The organism is Lutibacter sp. A80 (assembly GCF_022429645.1).
Classification (GTDB): Bacteria; Bacteroidota; Bacteroidia; order Flavobacteriales; family Flavobacteriaceae; genus Lutibacter.
In genome coordinates this window covers 2,953,476-2,975,529 of the sequence record NZ_CP092480.1, presented here as the reverse complement: position 1 = coordinate 2,975,529, position 22,054 = coordinate 2,953,476, and the positions used below count along the sequence as shown (strand labels likewise).

The 22,054-nt window shown below is 28.3% G+C and carries 16 protein-coding genes; 3 read left to right on the top strand and 13 right to left on the bottom strand.

The features are described 5' to 3' along the window. Positions 1 to 3: 3 nt before the first annotated feature. The 8 genes from ruvA to MHL31_RS12250 all read right to left on the bottom strand — a co-directional run bounded on the left by ruvA (position 4) and on the right by MHL31_RS12250 (position 11,044). On the bottom strand, positions 4 to 585 hold the full coding sequence (gene ruvA, locus MHL31_RS12285) for a Holliday junction branch migration protein RuvA (protein WP_240226246.1): 582 nt from the start codon (positions 583 to 585) through the stop codon (positions 4 to 6). 11 nt (positions 586 to 596) lie between these two features. Beyond that, the gene (locus MHL31_RS12280; protein WP_240226245.1) at positions 597 to 2,903 is read right to left on the bottom strand and encodes an NADP-dependent malic enzyme; all 2,307 of its coding nucleotides are present in this window, start codon (positions 2,901 to 2,903) and stop codon (positions 597 to 599) included. A 229-nt stretch (positions 2,904 to 3,132) separates the two neighbouring features. Then, complete coding sequence (locus tag MHL31_RS12275; protein WP_240226244.1) at positions 3,133 to 3,765, bottom strand: hypothetical protein; 633 nt, start codon at positions 3,763 to 3,765, stop codon at positions 3,133 to 3,135. Between the two features lie 81 nt (positions 3,766 to 3,846). Further along, positions 3,847 to 6,591: a sialidase family protein gene (locus MHL31_RS12270; RefSeq protein WP_240226243.1), complete on the bottom strand. Its 2,745-nt coding sequence runs from the start codon at positions 6,589 to 6,591 to the stop codon at positions 3,847 to 3,849. A gap of 138 nt (positions 6,592 to 6,729) precedes the next feature. After that, a complete protein-coding gene (locus MHL31_RS12265; protein ID WP_240226242.1) occupies positions 6,730 to 7,575 on the bottom strand; it encodes a universal stress protein in 846 nt (281 codons plus the stop codon). 112 nt (positions 7,576 to 7,687) lie between these two features. Next, positions 7,688 to 8,752 (bottom strand): response regulator, encoded by a 1,065-nt coding sequence (locus MHL31_RS12260; RefSeq protein ID WP_240226241.1) that lies wholly within the window; start codon positions 8,750 to 8,752, stop codon positions 7,688 to 7,690. A gap of 56 nt (positions 8,753 to 8,808) precedes the next feature. Beyond that, positions 8,809 to 10,041, bottom strand: a complete 1,233-nt coding sequence (locus tag MHL31_RS12255; RefSeq protein ID WP_240226240.1) for a PAS domain-containing sensor histidine kinase — start codon at positions 10,039 to 10,041, stop codon at positions 8,809 to 8,811. Between the two features lie 148 nt (positions 10,042 to 10,189). Beyond that, positions 10,190 to 11,044 (bottom strand): ChaN family lipoprotein, encoded by an 855-nt coding sequence (locus MHL31_RS12250; RefSeq protein ID WP_240226239.1) that lies wholly within the window; start codon positions 11,042 to 11,044, stop codon positions 10,190 to 10,192. A gap of 148 nt (positions 11,045 to 11,192) precedes the next feature. Between MHL31_RS12250 and MHL31_RS12245 the strand changes: the two genes are divergently transcribed. Next, positions 11,193 to 12,485, top strand: coding sequence for an aminopeptidase P family protein (locus MHL31_RS12245; RefSeq protein WP_240226238.1), 1,293 nt, complete (start codon positions 11,193 to 11,195; stop codon positions 12,483 to 12,485). Positions 12,486 to 12,539: 54 nt separating this feature from the next. On the opposite strand, the gene MHL31_RS12240 is transcribed toward MHL31_RS12245, so the two are convergent. From MHL31_RS12240 to MHL31_RS12220, 5 genes are all read right to left on the bottom strand, one after another. Further along, a complete protein-coding gene (locus tag MHL31_RS12240) occupies positions 12,540 to 14,309 on the bottom strand; it encodes a hypothetical protein (RefSeq protein WP_240226237.1) in 1,770 nt (589 codons plus the stop codon). 20 nt (positions 14,310 to 14,329) lie between these two features. Further along, positions 14,330 to 15,544 carry a DUF4249 domain-containing protein gene (locus MHL31_RS12235; protein ID WP_240226236.1) on the bottom strand — a complete coding sequence of 405 codons (1,215 nt, stop codon included), beginning with the start codon at positions 15,542 to 15,544 and terminating at the stop codon, positions 14,330 to 14,332. 13 nt (positions 15,545 to 15,557) lie between these two features. Beyond that, positions 15,558 to 18,311: a carboxypeptidase-like regulatory domain-containing protein gene (locus MHL31_RS12230; RefSeq protein ID WP_240226235.1), complete on the bottom strand. Its 2,754-nt coding sequence runs from the start codon at positions 18,309 to 18,311 to the stop codon at positions 15,558 to 15,560. Between the two features lie 10 nt (positions 18,312 to 18,321). After that, positions 18,322 to 19,041, bottom strand: coding sequence for a hypothetical protein (locus MHL31_RS12225; protein ID WP_240226234.1), 720 nt, complete (start codon positions 19,039 to 19,041; stop codon positions 18,322 to 18,324). Positions 19,042 to 19,169: 128 nt separating this feature from the next. Continuing rightward, the gene (locus tag MHL31_RS12220; RefSeq protein ID WP_240226233.1) at positions 19,170 to 20,492 is read right to left on the bottom strand and encodes an aspartate kinase; all 1,323 of its coding nucleotides are present in this window, start codon (positions 20,490 to 20,492) and stop codon (positions 19,170 to 19,172) included. A 102-nt stretch (positions 20,493 to 20,594) separates the two neighbouring features. On the opposite strand from MHL31_RS12220, the gene MHL31_RS12215 reads away from it, so the two are divergent. Both MHL31_RS12215 and MHL31_RS12210 read left to right on the top strand, forming a co-directional pair. Beyond that, positions 20,595 to 21,251 carry a hypothetical protein gene (locus MHL31_RS12215; protein ID WP_240226232.1) on the top strand — a complete coding sequence of 219 codons (657 nt, stop codon included), beginning with the start codon at positions 20,595 to 20,597 and terminating at the stop codon, positions 21,249 to 21,251. A 19-nt stretch (positions 21,252 to 21,270) separates the two neighbouring features. Next, complete coding sequence (locus MHL31_RS12210; protein WP_240226231.1) at positions 21,271 to 22,053, top strand: alpha/beta fold hydrolase; 783 nt, start codon at positions 21,271 to 21,273, stop codon at positions 22,051 to 22,053. Position 22,054 lies beyond the last annotated feature (1 nt).

Sequence of the window (22,054 nt, the reverse complement as noted above, 5' to 3'; positions counted from 1 at the left end):
ATCTTATAAATTTTTAAGAGCTTTTTTAATTAAAGCCTCAACACTTAACGTATTATCTTCTAATAAAATTTTATCAATAACTTTTTCTGCTTGTTTTTTTACAAACCCAAGAATCTCTAGAGCAGATAACGCTTCATTTTTAGTTGTATTATTTATAGAAGTCGAAACTTCATCAAAATCATACGTTTTTAAAATTTTATCCTTTAAATCTATCAAAACTCTTTGTGCTGTTTTAACTCCAATTCCTTTTACAGATTTAATTACTCCCACATTTTCTGAAGCAATAGCCTGCTGAATCTCGTCAGTAGTCATTGAAGACAACATTGTTCTTGCAATACTTGGGCCTACTCCCGAAACAGATATTAATAGCTTAAAAATTTCACGTTCTATTTTATCTACAAATCCAAATAATGTATGCGAATCTTCTTTTATAGATAGGTGCGTATACAAAAACACCGATTCATCATCAGAAATTTTTGAATAGGTGTTTAATGAAATATGTAACAAATATCCCAACCCAGCAGATTCTACAACTACATAGGTTGGATTTTTTTCTATTAATTTTCCTTTAATATGAGTGATCATTTCACGTAAGACTATTTACAGCCAAATGTAGTAAAATAATCTGTATTATTCTTAGCATTTTCTTGCGCATCTACAATAGCAACACAAACCATATTTACAATTTCGTCTACACTACACCCTAACTGTAAAATATGTGCTGGTTTTTTTAAACCCATAACTATTGGCCCAATAGAATCTATCTTGTTTAATGATTTTATAAGCTTATAACTAATATTTGCTGAATTTAAATTAGGGAATATCAATCCGTTTACTTTTTTCTTATAAATTTTAGAAAACGGAAATTTTTCATCTCTCAAAGTTCTACTAAGTGCAAAATCGGCTTGAATTTCTCCATCAATATTAATTTCTGGGTAATGTTGATGTATAAATTCAACAGCATTTGCTCCTTTATTTGCTGATTTTGAATCTGCAGAGCCAAAATTTGAATATGATAAAACAGCTAAATGAGGGTCTATTCCAAATATTTTCATAACTCTATCTGTCATTCTAACAATTTGAACTAATTCTTGTTCTGTTGGATTTATATTAAATGCCGTATCAGAAAAAAACATAGGTCCTCTATCTGTCATCATAATATTTGTTGCCGCAACTCTACAAACACCTTTTGACATTCCAATTAATTCTATCATAGGTTTTGCAACACTTCTATAGTTTCTAGAATAACCAGTAACTAAAGAGTCTGCATCTCCTTCATTCACCATCATGGCTGCAAAATAATTGCGTTCACGCATCCATTTTTGTGCATCTAATAATGAAATTCCATTTCTTTGGTGCTTTTGCCAATAAATTTCAGCAAATTTATTTCTTCTTTCTTTTTCTTCATCAGATTTTGGGTCGATTATAGGAAGGTCTGCATCAAAATTCAATTCTTCCATTAACTCTTTAATAATCTCTTTATCTCCCAATAAAATTGGCTTTCCTATACCATCATCGTATACAATTTGAGCTGCTTTTAGAACATCTAAATGATCGGCTTCTGCAAAAATAACACTTTTAGGATCTGCTTTGGCACGCTCAGTAATCATTCTCATTAACTTACTACCGGTACCGAGTCTTTCAGCCAATACTTCTTTATAAGCTTCCCAGTCTGTAATAGGTTCTTTAGCCACACCCGATTCCATTGCTGCTTTAGCAACTGCAGGGGGAACTTCAGTAATTAAACGCGAATCGAAAGGTTTTGGAATAATATATTCTCTACCATATTGAATATTTTTCTCTCCATAAGTTATATTTACTTGTTCAGGCACAGATTCTTTTGCTAAATTGGCTAAAGCATGTACCGCTGCAACTTTCATTTCCTCATTAATTTTTGTTGCTCTAACATCTAAAGCTCCTCTAAATATAAAAGGGAAACCAAGCACATTATTAACTTGATTAGGATGATCTGAACGTCCCGTAGCCATAATTACATCTTTACGAGTTTGCACAGCCAAGTCGTATTCTATTTCAGGGTTTGGATTTGCCAATGCAAAAACTACAGGGTCTGGAGCCATACTTAATAACATTTCTGGTGTAAATACATCTGCAACCGATAATCCTATAAAAACATCTGCATCTTTTGCTGCTTCAGCCAGTGTAAAAATATCTCTAGTTGTTGCAAATTCAGCTTTTTGCGGAGATAAATTCTCAATATCTTTTCTAATAACCCCTTTACTATCGCACATTACAATATTTTCTTTTTGTGCGCCTAAAGCCATATACAATTTAGTACAAGAAACAGCTGCTGCTCCTGCACCATTAACAACTATTTTTACTTTAGAAATATCTTTACCTGCAATTTCTATAGCATTTTTTAAAGCTGCTGATGAAATTATTGCAGTTCCATGTTGATCATCGTGCATTACAGGAATGTCTAATTCCTCTTTTAGCCTTCTTTCAATTTCAAAAGCTTCAGGAGCTTTAATATCTTCTAAATTTATTCCTCCAAAAGTTGGGGCTATATTTTTAACAGTTTCTATAAATTTTTCAACATCTGTAGTGTCAATTTCAATATCAAACACATCAATATCAGCAAATACTTTAAAAAGTAATCCTTTACCCTCCATTACAGGCTTTCCAGCAAGAGCGCCAATATCTCCCAGCCCTAAAACTGCTGTACCGTTTGATATTACTGCAACTAAATTACCTTTTGAGGTATATTTATAAACTTTATCTGGATCTTTTTCAATTTCTAAGCAAGGCTCTGCAACCCCCGGAGAATATGCTAAAGATAAATCTTTTTGGGTAGCATATTTTTTTGTTGGAACTACTTCAATTTTTCCTGGTGTAGGTTTTGCATGGTATAATAATGCCTCTCTCCTTAACTTTGAGTTACTCATAAAATTCGTATTTTTAATATGTACCAACAAATTTAACAATATAATAGCAAACACACGCTTTATTTACATTATTTACTTCGAAAACGTAATAACTATTACATAAAATTCACAGATTAACACATTCTTATTTAAAACATTTATTTTACACTAAAAAACATTCCGAATTAAGAAATTTAATTCAACAAAAAAAGTATCTTATTTTTTAAATTTGGTTGAAATTTTAAACCTTTCAATTATTATTTTTAGTTTCAGAAGAAATTAGACATTTTCCATTGTCCCATTTTTTTAAATCTTTTGTAGAAATAATAACATTATTACAGGTTAAATAGTTTCCTAAACTATCTTTTTTAATTATTTTTAAATCGCCTCGTTTAATAGCATTTACTACTTTAAAAACAAGTCCGTTTTTACTATAATTATTTTCTTTAACCGAAAATGTTAACCCTATTTTATTATTAAATAAATCCATTTTTTTTGACGCTAAATCTGGATGTATTCCATCTTCTAAATCACTTTTTTCAAATGATTTAAAATTAGATTTCTCGTACGATTTACCTAAAGAACGCGCTGCTTTTTCTCCAATCTCCATCTTTAAAACTGCCATCCAATATGCATGTCTAAAAGCATCTACTTGACCACCAACCTTATCTTTATCCAACAAATTAGTATTTGCTATTGAATCTGTTATTTTAATTACGTCATTAGAAATTTTAAAGGCTTTTTTTGCTTTAAAAGGATGTAATAATGCCCATTTTTTAAGCGGACTAGACTGACTTTTAAATAAACTCCAATTAGATTGAGCTTGTAAATTAAAACTAAATAGAAGCACTACAATTAACAATTTAACTTTAAAATAATTCATTTAAATAGATAATTTTTATTTAACTATAATTGCTTCTGTTTTATTCTGATTCCGTTGAACAGCAATGCTTACCGTTAATATTTATTTTACCTCAAAAGCTTTTTTAACAGATCCTATTTTTACAAAAAACGTGCCTTTTGGCAAGTAATAAATACCGTTTTCTGCTTTTTTATACAACTTATTTTTCTGCTTCATTACAGATAAATTGTAGTGGAAATAATTAAACCCCTTATCTACCTCTACAATAAATGAATTTAATTTTGAATTCTCTTCTGTTAAAATTTCTACAATAAATTCATCAGAACTTGAGCTATAAAAAGGAATTGTAATACTCGGTTCAAAGGGTTTAGACCATTTACTTCTAACACTTCCCCATCTTGAAGAAAACCGTACTGAAGGAATTTCAAAAATAGCAATTGATGAATTTTTAACTGCATTAAACTCTTGCAAAGCTGCAATATTCGCTTTGTAAATTGAGCGTCCATGTGTACCAATAAGCAAATCTTTAGCTTCGTTTTGTATTACCAAATCGTGAATTGCAACTTTAGGCAATCCGTTAGAAAATAGTTGCCAATTTACACCTTTATCAAAACTTACATAAGCCTCATTATCTGTACCTAAATATATAGTGTTTTCATCTACAGGATCTTCTTTTATTACATTTACCGGATAATTTGGTAATTTACTTCCAATATTTTTCCAAGTAACACCTTTATTATCACTAACAAAAACATACGGTTTAAAATCGTCATTCCTGTAACCATTTAAAACAATATACACCCTTTCTTTTTCGTACTGTGAAGCAATAACTCTTGATACCCATAAACCTTGCGGTAAGCTATCTGAAATTCGAGTCCAAGTTGCCCCTCCATTTTCTGTAAGATTTATATAACCATCATCACTTCCTACATAAATAAATCCAAATTGAAGAGGGCTTTCTGAAATTGTAGTTAGTGTTCCGAAAGGAACATTCCCTTTTTCCCCTCCTGTAGTTAAATCGTTAGAAATAACATTGAAATTCTTTCCCTTATCCATTGAACGCAATAATTTATTAGCGCCTATATATAAAATATCTTGGTTATGAGGAGATAATAATATTGGAGCTTGCCAATTATAACGATAAGGTGAATCTCCTAATTGATGTGTTGGATGTATTCTTAAACGTTCTTTGGTTTTTAAATTTAATCGAAAATAATACCCAAACTGAGAACCAGCATATATTAAATTATTATCTCTACTATCAATTTGAACTTGCATACCATCTCCTCCGCCAATACTTTTATAAGGATATTCACCACTGGATTCCCAACGTTTTGAATACTTATAATTACTTGGACCATACCAAACACCATTATCTTGCAAACCACCAAAAACATTATATGGCTTTTGATTATCTACATTTATATAGTAAAATTGTCCAACTGCTGGTGAATTGTTTTTAATCCAATTTTCACCATCATCATATGTAATATTTACACCTCCATCATTTCCATCAATAATATGACCTTCCACAGTTGGATTTACCCATAATGCTTGATGATCCGCATGTACATTTTCTTTTCCTATAGAAGTCCAATTTTTACCACCGTCATCAGATTTTAACAATGGAACGCCACCTATATAAATTTTATTTTGATTAGCTTTACTAACTGCTATTATTCCAAAATAATAACCGTAAGAACTGTAAACTCCATCTAAATAATCTTTATGTGTTTTTTTCCATGTTTTTCCTCCATTAACTGATTTATAAACCTCAGCACCAATTACTTCAGAATTTAATAAAACATAATTAGCATCTTCTAAATAAGTAGCTAAATCACTTGGTAGTATTGTTTCTTTTTGAATAGCTTTTTTTACAGTTTTAGCTGTATATTTTCTATCAAAATTATTTGTTTTCAAATATAAACTCAAAGCCTCATCATCTAAATTTAAAAAAACTTCTTTAGACATGTTTTTAAAATCATTTTTCTGTAAACCTTCCACTTTCTTTTTCTTTTTTTCAGGCCTCATATCCTGGTTGTCTAAAAGAGCGTAAATAACATTATTATTATAGGCTGCTAATCCAATTCTACCCACACCATTTCCTGTTGGAAAACCACTTTTTTCACTAGTAATATTCACCCAATTTTCACCTGCATCTGTACTTTTATAAATTGCTGAACCTTTACCGCTTCCATTAAAATTCCATGCTTTTCGAATACGTTCCCATGAAGCTGCAAATAAAACAGTTGGATCTGTTGGAGATGCACTAACATCTATAACTCCTGTATTTTCATTAATAAACAAGGTATTTTTCCAAGTCTTTCCACCATCAGTCGTTTTAAAAATTCCACGTTCTTTATTTGATGTATATAAACTTCCAACAGCTGCCACAACAACTTCATTTGGATTGTTTTTATTAATAATAATACGACCAATATGTTGCGAATCGATTAAACCAACATTATGCCAAGTTTTTCCATTATCATCACTTTTTAAAACTCCTATTCCGGCATAAGAAGAACGCGAAGAGTTACTTTCTCCAGTACCTGCCCAAATTATTCCATTTACCCAATCTACAGCAATTGCTCCCATATTTTGGGTTGGTGCATTTTCGGTTATTGCGGTAAAAGATGTTCCATTATTTACTGTATGCCAAATACCTCCTGATGCATAAGCTACATAAAACTCTGTAGCATTTTTAGGATTTACGGCTAAATCTACCACACGACCGCTCATAACAGATGGTCCTATATTTTCAAAAGGTACATTTTTTACTAAAGAAGTTTGAGCGTTTATTTCAAAAAATAGAAACAGAAAAATAGAAAGAAAAGATAGCTTTTTCATTACAAAAGTTTTTTAAGTAGAGTTTAGTTTCAAATTTAACAATATAATTTAAACTTCAACAACTTGAGTATTTAATATAGAAAATATAATAACAACTTATTTTACGCTTCTTACAAAGGTTTAAATAAAAATTATATTCTAAAAATTAGACTGGTGTAATGCTAAAAAAGGAGTTTTGGAATAATAATCTAAAGTTGCCATTTGTGGTCTAAATAAAATTTGTTCTAATAAATTAAGGTTTTTTGCTGCCAAAACTATTAAATCTATATGCATTTTATTTATAAATTGCTCTATAGATTGTTCAAAATTTTTATTTATTTCTGAATGAAAACTATGCTGCTTCTCTGTAAAATAATCTTGTAAAGTTTCTTTATTCCAAAGTTGTTCTTCGGTTAAAACTTCACTGTTTTTATTTAGGTATAAAAAACGAACTGCAGCATTAGTATAACACGATTTACTTGTTAAATAATGCAACAATTTTGCTTCGTAATAATTGGTATAGTCTGTAGGAAAAACAATTTCATTTATTTTAGTGTAAACCGCAGTTTCCGGAACCACCAAAACAGAACATTTTACTTTGGTTATAATTTCTTCGGAAATAGAATTTCTAGTTATTTGTCCTTTTGAAGGAATATCATTAGCACCAATTACAATTAAGTCAATTTTTTTTGTTTTTACTTGATTTCTGGTAGCTTCAACAATATTGTTTTTATCTAAAATTGGAATAAAAGTATGGTCTCCTTTTATTTTTAAGGTATTAATTTTATTAATTAATGTTTCTATGTTGCTTTTAGCATCTATTTTGGAACCAACCTCCACCAAATCAACATCTTGAAGATGTTTATCTACAGGCTCATTCTCGTATCTATTTCCCGCATTTAACAAATGAAAATTAAATTTTTCATCACGAAATAAACCCAACGCGTAAATGATAGAATTCCAAGATTTCTTAGAAAAATCAGTTAAAATTAATATGTTTTTCATTGCATTAATTATTGGTACAAACTTAAAAAAAGCCCTACTAATAATAAATGACATTAATCAGTGAAATTTTAGGTGTAGTTAACGATTTTTTATTTAAAAAATTAAATAATTATTAATAAATAGCTGTTAATCGCTCTAAATCAACAATTCTAATATTTCTTCCTTCGATTTCTATAATACCTTCTTTTTTCAGATCTGTAAGTGTTCTAATTAAACTTTCTGTTGCAATACCTGCAACACTTGCTAAATCTCTTCTTGAAATATTAATATTATTGGATGGTTTATGTTTCATCTTATGCGCAAATTTTAAAATTGTTTTTGCTGTTTTTCTACGCATAGATCCGTATGCCATTTGCAATAATTGATCTTTTACTTCTGTTAAGTTTTCATTAATTAATTGAAACACTTCTAAAGACAAGCTATAGTTGTTTTTTAAAATATTTTGGATAGTGGCTTTGGGCACACTCATTATCTCCAATTTTTCCATTGCAATAGCAGATTCATAATTATGTGCATCATCGAAAATTGCCGAAAACCCAAAAAATTCATCTTCTTTATTAATTGTAATAATTAGTTCTTTACCAAATTCATCAATTTTAACACCTTTAACTTTACCCTTATAAACTAAATAAATGTTATTAGATTTTTCTGATTCTTTATAAATTAACTCACCCTTTTTAAAAACTTTAGCAGTTCCAAAATCGCAAAAATAATTTTTAAGATCATCTATAGTTGAAATATTATCAAATGTTTCTTCTGTTTCCTCTGGAATTTCAGTTTCTTCAACTTCTAAAGATTCTTTTAAAAGAGCAGCTTTTGCTAATCTGCTTTCGATGGCACTTAACAATAACTCTTCCTCTACTGGTTTTGTTAAATAATCATCTGCACCTAAATCCATTCCTTTTCTAATATCTTTAATTTCTGTTTTAGCAGACATAAAAATAAATGGAATTTTTTTGGTTTTTTCTTCTTCAGATAAAAGTTTAAACACATCATAACCATCTAATTCTGGCATCATTATATCACAAATAATAAGATCTGGAAGCATAATTCTGGCCTGTTCTACACCTCTTTTTCCATTAGGAGCTACCACAATTTTATACCCTTCTAACTCTAATATTTCTGCAGTTGTTTCTCTTAAAACGGTATCATCTTCAATTAATAATAATGTTTTCATGTATATTTCTTATAAAATTTAAAGCTCAATAAATAAAATTTTTAAGCACACTTCACTTATTTTTTATTAATTATTGGCAATTCAACAATAAAAGTAGTACCCTCATTCTCTATACTTTCGAATTTAATAGTACCTCCTAAACTTTCTAAATGGCTTTTAACTATATTTAAACCAATTCCAGTACCTTGATTTGTAAGTGCATTTTCAGCCCTAAAGTATCTATTAAAAATATGTTTTTGATCTTTTAACGGAATTCCAATACCCTGATCTTTAATTTTAAAAATAATAATTGCTCCTTTTATATTAATTTTAAAATCTATTTTAGTGTTTTCTGGAGAGTATTTAATGGCATTACTTAAAACATTAGACAACATTAATTCTAATATTTTTTCATCTTGATATAAATCTATATTGTCAATGTCTTTTGGATAAATAATATGTTGTCCACTTTTAAGCATTAGATTGGCATTATAAATAACTTCGTTAACAACCTTACTAAGCTTAAAATTGCTAAATTTATAACTAACCCTTCCAGATTCGAGCCTTTCTACTGATAAAAAATCGTTTAAAATTCCATCTAAATAATGCACCTTATTTTTTATGGTAAGTAAATGCTTTTCTCTTTTATCTTGCATTTCTGTTTTTTTATATTTACCAACCAAAACAGCCGCATTTAACATACCACTTAAAGGTGTTTTAAACTCGTGAGAAACCAGCGATAAGAATTTAGTTTTCAACTCGTTAAGCTCCTTTTCCTTTTTTAGAGCTTTTCTTAATTTAGATTCTGCCTTTACACGCTTCTCAATTTCATTTTTTAAATTAGCAACAGTATTATTTAGTTCCGAAGTTCTTTCTGAAATTTTACCTTCTAATAAGGTGTTTAATTCGCGTATTTTATTTTCTGAATTTTTACGATATGTTATATCTATTACAATAGCCATTACATATTTTTCACCATCAAATTCAAAAGGATTTAAACCTACTTCAACCGGAAATTGATGTCCGTTTTTATGAGCACCATTTAAATCTCGATTATTTCCCATTTGCCTTGCAGACGATTTTTTATAAAAAGAATTAAAATGGGATCCGTGACCTGGATGGTAATTTTTGGGAATTAAAATATTTAAGTGCTGGTTTTGCAACTCTCCTTTCTCATATCCAAACATTTTTTCTGCAGCAGTATTATTTGCTACAATTGTTTGGCTCTGATCTACAACAATTACACATTCTGAAACTGCTTCAAAGAGCACGTTAAATACAAATTCATTTTCATGAAATAAATTAGGCAATGGTATATTTTTTTAGTTTTTAGTAATTTCGAAAATACTAAAAAATTATGAACTATAATAGTAATTTAAACCCAAAAAAAGCAAACTAATAGATTTAAAAAAATAAATACAAAAAGTTTAAACCTTAAGAAATAAACATTTATTTTAATTAATACGTTTTTGTCATTGTTGTAGGCACAACAATTATAAAATCAGCTTTTAATTTATTCTCTTTATCAAATTTTTTAATATTTTCTTGCTCAATTACACTTACAGTACTAATTTTTAAATCGGAGTTATCCTTTTTTAAGTACCAATAAATTCCTTCGTAATTATCTGAATGATATGAACCATTATAATGAATAAACAACCTGTTTTCTTGTATATTTTTTAATATAAAATAACCCATTGTTGCATCTTTAACTGCTTGAGCTTTCGGTAAATTATCTCCTCCATGACCACCCATCATTTCTTTCATTCTAACATAACCTGGCAAAGTTTTATCATATGCAATTGGCAATGGTGCTATCCACATTTTTTCTTTATCAGTTAAGGTTTCTAAAACCTCAAAACCTCCTCTAAAAACCAAACTAGCAAATCTTCTAGGAATATTAGTTGCAATAAATTTTAAGTTATTTTCTTTGGCAAAATCTACCAAAGGCTTATAATCTGTTCTATAATTACTCCAAAGCCTTGCTACAGTATCTAAAGCTTTTTCATCAATTTTTCCAGTTATATAGTTATTTAATTCATTCTGATTATCGGCTTCAAACATTTCAGCCCCTAAAATTAATTTTCTTTGTGTATTTAAGTCTTTTGTGGCTTCATATTGTAACCAATGTATAATTGGATTATTATGATGTTCTCCAAATAAAACCACATCGGTTTTACTCATTTTTTTTATCATTTTTTTATAAGAAATCTTTTTCCCTTTTGCATTGTATAATTTATAAGCTGGCTTATTTTGTGCATAAATTACACTAGAAAAAATAATTACTAAAAAAAATACTAATTGTTTACGCATAAATATTATTAATTTTTTAACGGTTGGTTTTGAACAAATTTATAACTTTGTTATTAATTATTACAATTATTTCTTAATAATGAAATTTCAAGCTTACAATATACTTGTTTATTAGGATTTAAATAACATTTTAAAACATTCATTAAAAATGAAATACCTTCCAATTAGTAATCAACTATTTACAAAAAACAGAGCAAAATTCACAGCTCAAATGAAACCGAAATCTCTTGCGGTTTTTAATTCAAATGACACTTTTACAACAGGTGCAGACAGCACACTTCCATTTAAACAAAGCAGCGACTTATTATATTTAAGTGGAGCTGATCAAGAAGAGAGTATTTTAGTTCTTTTTCCAGATGCTATAAACCCAGAACATAGAGAAATTTTATTTTTGACCGAAACTAGCAAATTAATTGAAATTTGGTATGGTGCCAAATATTCTAAAGAAGAAGCTACACAAGTTTCAGGAATTAAAACTATTTATTGGCTATCTGAATTTGATAAGGTTTTTTACGACTTAATGACAGAGGCTGAAACCGTATACTTTAACACAAACGAACACTACAGACAATCTGTTGAAATAGAAACTAGAGAAGACCGATTTATTAAAAAATGCAAAGCAGATTTCCCTGCTCATAAATGGGAAAAAAGTGCTCAAATAATGCTTAATATTAGAGGTGTTAAAGAACCTGAAGAAATTGAACTATTGCAAACAGCTTGTAATATTACAAACAAAGGTTTTAGAAGAATTCTACCTTTTGTAAAACCTGGCATTATGGAGTACGAAATTGAAGCTGAATACATGCACGAGTTTTTAAGAAATAGATCTAAAGGGTTTGCTTATACTCCAATTATTGGATCTGGTTATAGTGCTTGTGTTTTACACTATATAGAAAACAATAAAGAATGTAAAGATGGCGACATGTTATTGATGGATGTAGGTGCTGAATATGCAAATTACTCTAGTGATATGACACGTACTATACCTGTAAACGGTCGTTTTACCGAAAGACAAAAAGCTATTTACAATGCCGTTTTACGCGTTAAGGATGAAGCTACAAAAATGTTAGTACCTGGAGCAGATTGGGCCGAATACCACAAAGAAGTTGGTAAAATAATGACCAATGAATTATTAGGTTTAAAACTTTTAGATAAAGCCGATGTACAAAACGAAGACCCAAAATGGCCTGCTTATAAAAAATATTTTATGCACGGAACTTCACATCATTTAGGTTTAGATACCCACGATTATGGAGCGTTAAAAACACCTATGAAAGCAAATATGGTGTTTACTGTTGAACCTGGAATTTATATCCCTGAAGAAAATATGGGTATTAGAATTGAAGATGATGTTGTTATCCAAGAAAGTGGAGAACCATTTAACTTAATGAGAGACATCCCAATTACCGTTGAAGAAATTGAAGATTTAATGAATAAGTAATTAATTCTTTAAAATTTAAAAAACTCGAATCTTAAAAAATTCGAGTTTTTTTTATTATTCTACAACAATTACCTCTTTTAAAGAAACAGGCTTACCATTATTTGTAAATCCTTCTAAAGAAATTTCAAACGTTCCTTTCACATCCGAAGTAAAAAAACTTATGTCTTTTGTTTTAGAGTTTATTGTTAAATCTGGCAACCATAATAACTGAGTTCTAAAATCTGGAATTCGTTTTAATTTATCTGTACCATCGTATTGTTGATTAAAGTATACCTTTTTTTCTAGAGGTTTCAATAAATCAACATTTATGGTTGAATCTTCATTAGATATTAATTTAGAAAAATCTCCTTTTACAGAACGAAATGAAATTATACCTTCAAACATTTGTGTACCATATAGATATTTTTCCCTAACAACACTTATTTTTTGAATTTTGTTTGCATTATAATTTATAATTTTATTGTGATCTTGAATAATAACTCCGTCAAAAAGAACCAATGGTAACAATCCAGAATTATAGGTTCTATTTGCCCAAATTACATCTAATGATATTTCACCTTTTCTATGTTTTAAAGTTACAACATCTACTACTTCAATAATAGTTTCTTTAATAGTTGGAAAACGTGTAAAATCATCTAAGTTAAACGTAATTTCTTTAGAGCTGTAAAATAGATCTTCTAAAGCCGCTTTCTCTTTTTCTGTTGGCTTAACAACACCGTATGCATTCTCTATTTGGTTGTTAATGCTTTGTTTTAAAATATAATTACTTATAGATTTATTAACTTTATAATCACTAAATTTTAAGTTAGTATAACTTAATGGTGCTACAGAATTTAAATTAATCTTATACTTATCTGTATTACTTAACAATTGTATAATTGCTGTTGGTTGATTATAATTTTCTGAAAGATTAAAATAGAATTGCCCTGAATTATTTGTTGTTGCTATTTTAAAAATATCGTCTTGTTTTCCAGAAATAGACAACCCTACTTTCACATCCTCTACAGGTAAACTAGTTACTTTTTCAATAACAGTTCCGGAAATTAATTCACCTCTTAATTCTGGTAAAAAAACACCTTTATCCTTATTTATTTCAATACTTTTAGTTTCAACAGTAGAATATTTAAAGGAAGAAGCTTTTTCAAGTGTTTGAAATGGCTTTATTTTTCTAACAGAAATAGAATAATTACCATAAGACTCATTTTCTTTTATAGACTTTAATTGAAATTGTACTTTTTCCCTATTTTTAAATTCCTTTTGAGCTAATGATACTTCTAAAAAATCACTTTTAAAAATTTTCGAATCAGCTATACTCGATGTTTTTAAATTGTTAGAATTTTCTAAATTTAAAGTATCTATTTTTTTTGAAAGTATTGCTTCTTGATTTTCATTAAATGGATTCACAATAGAAATATCTTCTTGAAATATGGCTTTTTCTCCCATATTACGCATCCACTGTGTGTAGGCTACAATTTTATAATTTCCAGATAAAATGGACGTTGGAATAAAAAAATCTCCTTGCCCCAAACCAGAATCTAATTTAACTTTTTGTCTAAAAACTTCATTTAACTCATTATCAATTAATGCTACATAAGCTATTTTACTAATATTACTTAATGTATTATTATCACTATTTAAACAATATAATTTATAATAAAAATTCTCTCCAGTAAGCAAAAAAGAACTATTATAGTGAATAAATATTTTTTCTTGATGTATATTTTCAAAAAGAGTTTCATCGTTATTTTGTAATACAACTTGTGCATTCACAATATAACATTGACTATAAAATACTATCAATAATAAAAAGAACTGTTTTTTCATGGTCTTTTATTTCAATTTAATTATTCAATCCAAAAATCTGGTTTTTCATTTGTTCCTATAGATGTACAATCGCTGCAAGGAACTGGAACCATTTGATAAGGCCCACCTGGAATTGGAATTACAGGACTAAATTCACCCCCATTTATTTGAAAAAACTTTAAAGTACCTCCTTTAATCGCTTCAATTAATGGTGAACTATTTCCAATTTCATCTACTAAAAGCGGAGCAACTAATTCGCAGTTTGAAATATAAGGAGGTGAAGTTTGTATAATTTCTCTTGGATTAACAAATATTCTTTTTGATGCTACTGAAGCTACTTCAAAAAATCCAATTACTTTTTCTTCACTATTCTCATCTGAGGAAATATTACCACTAAAAAAACCTGGTTGATTTTGTGAAAACAAACTTTCTGAACCTGACAGATTATTTAAAATATTGTAAAAGGTATAAGCTTCTATTGATTGTACATATTGTTTTAACAAAATACTGTATCTATTTGTAATTATAAAATCATCTTTTGAAATAAACCTAACAGGAAACTTAGACACTCTATCTTCAACTAAACTATTGGTTTCTGTTTGAATAATACCTTCTGAAAATATGGTATTATAACAAATTCTTTCTTCTTTAGTTCTTGGAACAAAATCAACTTCAAAAGGAGGCACATCAGATATAACTACTGCATCATAAGCAGACCAATACGGTGCAATAATTTTATAAGTTTCTTCAAACTCATAACGATAATACCTAGCATCGCCATTTGCATTATAACTACTTACCTGAATAGATATACCTTCATTTCCATTACTATCAATTTCTTTAACAGCTTCAACCTCATTAATTTGTGCTTCATTTGTTATTTTTGTTGGTTGAGAAGAATAAGACCTTCCGTTTGATGTTGTAATTTTTAATTGATATTGTATATCAGTTTCTGCTTTAAATTCAACTTCCGATAAATAAACACCTGGAGTTTCTTCTTCAAAATTATAAGTATTACCAAAATCATCTATAACTTCAACCTTCGCATTACTTTCAGTTGTAGGCATATTTTCTTCTAGTTTAAACGTTCTACTTAATTTTATTTGATGAAACTTGTATTCATTAGTAATTGAACCCTCAACTACCAATGCATCATCAAATGAAATAGTTTTTAAATCAATTTGTTCCACACAAGCATTGGTTAAAAAAGCTACAACTGAAAATAAAATAAAAGATAAAAATTTTATATTTTTCATAATTAATTGTCTTCTAAAATTTAAAATTATAGGTTATTGTTGGTACTGGAATTGAAAAAATTGAGCTTTGATATGCTTTAATTTCACCTTTATCTGTTACAAAGTAAACTGAATAAGGATTATTTCGTCCTAAAACATTATATACTGAAATATTCCAAAAGCTATGTGCAAACTTCTTAATTTTATGATTACCCTCAATATTAAACCCTACATCAAATCTATAATAATCTGGTATTCTAAATTTATTTCTATCGCTATACAAAACGCGTTCTTCTCCATTATAAACATATTTTCCAACAGGGTAAGTAACTGGTCTTCCGGTTTGATATGTAAAATTTGCTGAAAAACTATAGCGTTTGGTTAATTTGTAATTTGCAACTAAACTTACATCGTGTGGCTTGTCATAATTTGATGGAAAATAATCACCGTTATTTACCCTTTCCTCAGAAAAATCGCTATCTAATTTCACCATAGAACGTGAATAACTATAACCTATCCACCCATTTAAATTTCCTTTAGTTTTCTTAATTAAAAACTCAACACCATAAGCTTTTCCTTTTCCTTGTAAAACTTCTGTTTCAATATATTCATTTAACAATAAATCTGCTCCAACTTTATAATCTAAAGTATTTTTAGTTTTTTTATAATAGCCTTCCAAACTTAGTTCGTAAAAAGAATCTTCGAAATTTTTATACAAACCTAAGGTTACTTGATTAGCTTGCTGTGGTTTAATATTTAAATCAGACAACTTCCAAGTATCTGTAGGAGAAACTGTGGTGTTGTTTGACAACGTATGTATATATTGATATGTACTATTGAAACTCCCTTTTACTGATAGACTTGGTGTTAAAAAATAACGGGCAGATAAACGCACTTCAGGTCCTCCATAAGTTTTAACAACTTCATTTTTATCGAAATTTAATGTATCAATAACAGTGCCTTCATTTTTTGGTAGATCTTTTTTATACTCTCTTTGAGAAGCTTCGCCTAACGATGTATAAAACGAATATCGTAAACCTACATTAAAGAGTAACTTTTTATTTACCTTATAATTATCTGCAATAAATATAGCAGATTCTAAAGCTTTTTCTTCTGCTATATCAGTAGCTTCAATTATAGATTCAGTACCTGTTGGATTAATAGAACCTGGATTTACTACATATAATTTGCTAGAAACTCCATAATCAAACTTATGAGTATCACTATGTAAATATTTCATTTTAAGTTTTAATTCGGTTTCATTTATTTTATAACCGAGTTTAAAATCTGTATCAATAGCTCCATCATATTCAATATTGAATTTATATTCACTATTAGCTAAAATTAAACTCCCATTATTTTTATTATTAAAACTTCTATTCCATCTTAATGAAACTAATCTATTATTATAGCTATATAAAGAATCTGACGTGATACTAAAATCATCATTGCTATAATATCCAGAAGCTTCGATAGTATTATTATTGTCTAATTTGTGCTTATATTTAGCAACCACGTCAAAAAACGAAGCTTTACTATCTTTAATTGATGCATCATCTAGATTTTTTAAAATCCAATCTGAATAGGTTCCTCTTCCTCCAATTAATAAAGAAGATTCGTTTTTAACAATAGGAATTTCAAAAGTTAAATTACTAGTTACAGGGCCAATTGATGCCTCTCCTGCAAATTTTTCTGTAGAAGCGTCTTTGGTATTTATATCAAAAACAGAGGATAACCTACCTCCAAATTCTGACGGTAAACTTCCTTTATAAATATTTACATCGCCTGATGTAAAAGGATTTAGTGCAGAGAAAATTCCGAAAAAATGTGAAGGATTGTATAAAACGGCATTATCTAACAAAATTAAATTTTGATCTTCTTTACCCCCTCTAACATTATACCCAGAAGAGCCTTCTCCTGCTTTTTTTATACCTGGCAAAGTTGTAGCAACTTTTAATATATCTCGCTCACCTAAAACCAAAGGTATATTTTTAATCTCTTCAACTTTAATTTGTGTTATTCCAGATATTACTTCCTTAATATTTCTATCTCTACTCGCCTCTACAACCACTTCATTTAAAGTTTCTGAGGTTTCTTTTAAATCAAAATTTAGTGTTCCATCGCTATAAATAAGCACTTTTTTATTAGCCTCTTCAATACCTAAAGATTTTGTTTCAATATAATTTATGCCTGGAGGTAATTCTATAGTGTAAAAACCATCGATATTGGTAACTGCATTAATATTTTTACCTACAACTATTAATGCTAAATTTGGAATTGGATCGTTTGTCAAACTATTTTTAACATATCCCGAAAGTGTATAGAATTTTTTGGAACTTTTCTTTGTTTCCTTTCCAATTCTTACTGTTTCATAATTTTTTGATTTAGCTACAAAATTATCTTCATAAAATACAGGTTCAACAGCCTTATTACCAACTTCTACTTCTTTCTTTTTATAAAAAGAACTTGGTAAATAGTCGTAAATTAAATTATTTTGAGTTAATACAACTTTATTATCTTTACTTATATAAAAGTTTATATAAGTATCTTTAAAAATGGATGTTAAAATATAATTTAAAGAAACATTAGAATAATTACCCGAAATTGGCTTGTTATCTATCCAATCTTCAATAAAATAAAATTGATAACCTGTTGTTTTTTCTAACTGATTTATAACTTCAATCTTGCTTAAATTTTGAAAATTTAAAGATATTTTTAGCTCTTCTTTAGTTTGAGCATTTAAAAAATGAAAACAAAAAAAAGCTACTAATAATATAATTTTTCTCATATTTTTCAGGCTAATTATTTGATATTATTTCACTTAAATAACTTGAAAGTTTAGACAAAAACAACTCATAGTCTGTTTTTCTTAAATTTACATTATTCTTGTAAAATAGGTTAATATCTTTTTTAAGATTTGGTAACGCTTTTGAAATATTACTTTTTGATTTTATTTGATAATATTGATTATTGCAATAAAGTAAATAGGCTTCTTTCTCTTTAAACACGTAATACACAAAGTTTTTATCTAAATGTTTTTTTATATTTTTTAGATACTTTTTATAAAATTTTATATTACTATCTTCAAATAAAATCTCATAAAACCCTGAAACATTCTCAGCTGAGAGCTTAACAAAATTATGATTATTAAACGAAAAACTTGTTACTTTTTGTTGAATTAATTGAATTGTATTGTATGAATTAAAACTTGGTAAGTTAGCAATAAGTTCATCATTGTAAATATCATATTTTAGATAAATATCAAAATACGGTTGGTCGCTATATAATACTGTTCCTTTTATAAAATTAGGACTTAAAAAATATTCATGATTATTATTTATGGTATTATAAATTCTTTTATATTGAATTCCATTGTATAAATCTGTATTTCCAACTCCAACAACAGTATCAAACCATTTATAATAATTGGCTTGACGAGATTCTGTTTGACTGTAAAATGAAAAGGAATTTAATATAAAGAAAGCAATTACAATATGTTGCTTAGCAATTTTTCTCATCTATTGAATTAAATTTAAGTTTTCGAAGATATATAAAATTATCACTAAACTTAAATTAAAAATAAAAAAAACTCGAATCTTAAAAAATTCGAGTTTTTTTTATTAACAAATAATTAATTTACAATAAATTACACTGTTTCAAATTCAAAAACATATTTATTTAAATGTTTTAATGCTGAAACTTTATCGTTTGTATTTACTAAAAGAGATATATTGTTATTACTTCCTCCATAAGAAATCATTCTTACTGAAAGGTCTTGTAACACCTGAAATAATCTATGCGTTTCGTGATGTTTAACAACCTCTTTTCCAACCAAACAAATAATACTTTGATTATTATCTACTTCAACCAAAGAGAATTTTTTTAATTCTTCAACAATTGAATCTAAATTTGCATCATTATCAATAGTTAACGAAACTGCAATTTCTGATGTAGTAATCATATCAATTGGTGTTTCGTATTTTTCAAATATTTCAAATACTTTTTTTAAGAAACCGTGTGCTAAAAGCATACGAGCCGACTTAATTTTAATTGCTATAATATTATCTTTTGCTGCAATAGCTTTTATTCCCTCACCATCTGTATTTTCCGAAATTAATGTACCATAAGAAGCTGGATCCATAGTGTTTTTTAAACGTACAGGTATATTAGCTTCACGTGCTGGCATTACAGTTTGTGGATGCAATATTTTTGCTCCAAAATAAGCTAATTCAGCAGCCTCATCAAAAGATAAATTAGAAATTGCATGGGTATTATCTACAATTCTAGGGTCATTGTTATGCATTCCATCAATATCAGTCCATATTTGAACTTCATCAGCCTCCATAACTGCCCCAATAATTGTTGCCGTATAATCACTTCCTCCACGTTGTAAATTAGCTATATTTCCATAAGCATCTAAGCAAATAAAACCTTGCGTTATGTATATCTCTGCTGGTAAATTTTCGTGAATAATACGTTGTAAATTTTGCTTTATATAAAAATCGTCTGGCTCGTTAGATTTATCAACTCTCATAAAATCTAATGCTGGCAGCAATTGTGCATTTACCCCTTCTTGATTTAAAAATTTGGTAAACATAAAAGTTGACATTAATTCTCCTTGCGATACAATTTTATTGTATAAAAAAACGGTATGCTTTTCTGCAGTCAATTTTCTTAGATGCTCAAAAACATTATCAATATAATTACTAACTTGTTGTTTTGTTTCTGAACATTCAAATAATTCATCAATTACAATTTCATATTTTGCAGATAAGTTCTCAATATATTGTATTGCAACATCTAAAGCTCCTAACTTTATTTGTTCAGAAATTTCTACCAAAGCATTTGTAGTTCCAGACATGGCAGATAAAACAACTATTTTTCTATCTCCGTCGTTAATAATTTCTTTAACACTCTTTATATTTTTTATAGAACCGACAGAAGTCCCTCCAAATTTTAAAACTTTCATTTTTTGTATTTTAGTACTGCAAATGTAAAATCATTTTCAACTTATTATGTATATTTAAAAAAAACACACTAATTTTGCACAAACTGTTAACTATTTAACAATATGAGAACCATTGCAACTTGTGTAGAAGAAATCTTAGTTTCGCAACCTTTTTTAGAAGATGCTTTAACTAGAAATATTTTAAATTTTAGTGCATTAGCTGAAGAGTTAAGAGAACCCATTTCTAAAATGTTACGTAAACCTGTTAAATCTGGCGCTATTATGATGGCATTACGCAGATACAGTCCGCCAAAAGAAATGGCAAATAAAATTAAATTGAATAAAGTTCTTCAAAATTTAGGAGATATTACAGTACGTTCAGACTTGTCTGATTATACTTTTAAAAATTCAAGCTCACTAGCTAATAGTCATTTAAAAGCCTTAGAAATAATCAAAAACAATCCGCATATTTTTTACACTTTTACACGTGGTGTACACGAAAGTAATGTACTTATTACTACAACATTAAAAGATAAAATTGAAAAAAATTATAAAGATGAAGTATGTACTTCGGTAAAAGATAATTTATCAGCAATTACCATAGGTTTACCAAAAGAAAATACCAAAATTGCAGGACTGTATTATCAATTTTTTAAAAGATTAGCTTGGGAAGGAATTTCGCTTTATGAAGTTGTTTCTACAACCAACGAATTTACTATTTTAGTAGAAGAAGATGTTGTTGATAAAGCTTTTTCTGCTGTAAAGGGACTGAAAAATTAAATTATAAATACTTGTTATAATGACATTTGCTTATAAAAACACAACTATTAACTTTACTTCAAACGGTACAGGTAAAACAATAGTTTTATTACACGGCTTTTTAGAAAATAGCACAATGTGGAATTCCATTTCTCAAGAAATTTCAAAAAAATACCGCATTATTTGCATCGATTTATTAGGACATGGAGCCTCTGAAAATCATGGTTATATTCATACAATGCAAGATCAAGCAGCAATGGTTATTGCCGTTTTAAAACACCTACGTATACGAAAATATATATTAGTTGGACACAGTATGGGTGGTTATATTGCCTTAGAAATTTGCAAATTAGTACCAAACAACATTAAAGGTTTATGTTTAATGAATTCCACAGCATTACCTGACTCTAAAGAAAAAAAAGCAAACAGAGATAGAGCAATTATTGCGGTAAAACAAAACCATAAAACATTTATTAGAATAGCAATACCAATGCTTTTTTCTGAAGAAAACAAAAATATTTTTACTTCAGAAATAAATGCAATAACTAATGATGCATTAAACATGTCTCCACAAGGAATTATTGCAGCCTTAGAAGGTATGAAAATAAGAGAAGATTATACTTCGGTTTATAAAAGTGCTAATTTTCCTATTCAAATGATTATTGGTAAACAAGATCCAGCTTTAGAATATACTTCTTTAATTGAACAAACAAAAAATACCAATGTACAGCTTGTTGAATTTCCGGATGGACATATGAGCCATATAGAAAATAAAGAAGCGTTAATTACAACTTTAACCAACTTTGCTAAAAAGTGCAATTAAT

Excerpts from the sequence above, each read along its gene's own strand:
- ruvA (WP_240226246.1), bottom strand. The coding sequence starts at position 585 with ATGATCACTCATATTAAAGGAAAATTAATAGAAAAAAATCCAACCTAT.
- MHL31_RS12280 (WP_240226245.1), bottom strand. The coding sequence starts at position 2,903 with ATGAGTAACTCAAAGTTAAGGAGAGAGGCATTATTATACCATGCAAAA.
- MHL31_RS12275 (WP_240226244.1), bottom strand. The coding sequence starts at position 3,765 with ATGAATTATTTTAAAGTTAAATTGTTAATTGTAGTGCTTCTATTTAGT.
- MHL31_RS12270 (WP_240226243.1), bottom strand. The coding sequence starts at position 6,591 with ATGAAAAAGCTATCTTTTCTTTCTATTTTTCTGTTTCTATTTTTTGAA.
- MHL31_RS12265 (WP_240226242.1), bottom strand. The coding sequence starts at position 7,575 with ATGAAAAACATATTAATTTTAACTGATTTTTCTAAGAAATCTTGGAAT.
- MHL31_RS12260 (WP_240226241.1), bottom strand. The coding sequence starts at position 8,752 with ATGAAAACATTATTATTAATTGAAGATGATACCGTTTTAAGAGAAACA.
- MHL31_RS12250 (WP_240226239.1), bottom strand. The coding sequence starts at position 11,044 with ATGCGTAAACAATTAGTATTTTTTTTAGTAATTATTTTTTCTAGTGTA.
- MHL31_RS12245 (WP_240226238.1), top strand. The coding sequence starts at position 11,193 with ATGAAATACCTTCCAATTAGTAATCAACTATTTACAAAAAACAGAGCA.
- MHL31_RS12240 (WP_240226237.1), bottom strand. The coding sequence starts at position 14,309 with ATGAAAAAACAGTTCTTTTTATTATTGATAGTATTTTATAGTCAATGT.
- MHL31_RS12235 (WP_240226236.1), bottom strand. The coding sequence starts at position 15,544 with ATGAAAAATATAAAATTTTTATCTTTTATTTTATTTTCAGTTGTAGCT.
- MHL31_RS12230 (WP_240226235.1), bottom strand. The coding sequence starts at position 18,311 with ATGAGAAAAATTATATTATTAGTAGCTTTTTTTTGTTTTCATTTTTTA.
- MHL31_RS12225 (WP_240226234.1), bottom strand. The coding sequence starts at position 19,041 with ATGAGAAAAATTGCTAAGCAACATATTGTAATTGCTTTCTTTATATTA.
- MHL31_RS12220 (WP_240226233.1), bottom strand. The coding sequence starts at position 20,492 with ATGAAAGTTTTAAAATTTGGAGGGACTTCTGTCGGTTCTATAAAAAAT.
- MHL31_RS12215 (WP_240226232.1), top strand. The coding sequence starts at position 20,595 with ATGAGAACCATTGCAACTTGTGTAGAAGAAATCTTAGTTTCGCAACCT.
- MHL31_RS12210 (WP_240226231.1), top strand. The coding sequence starts at position 21,271 with ATGACATTTGCTTATAAAAACACAACTATTAACTTTACTTCAAACGGT.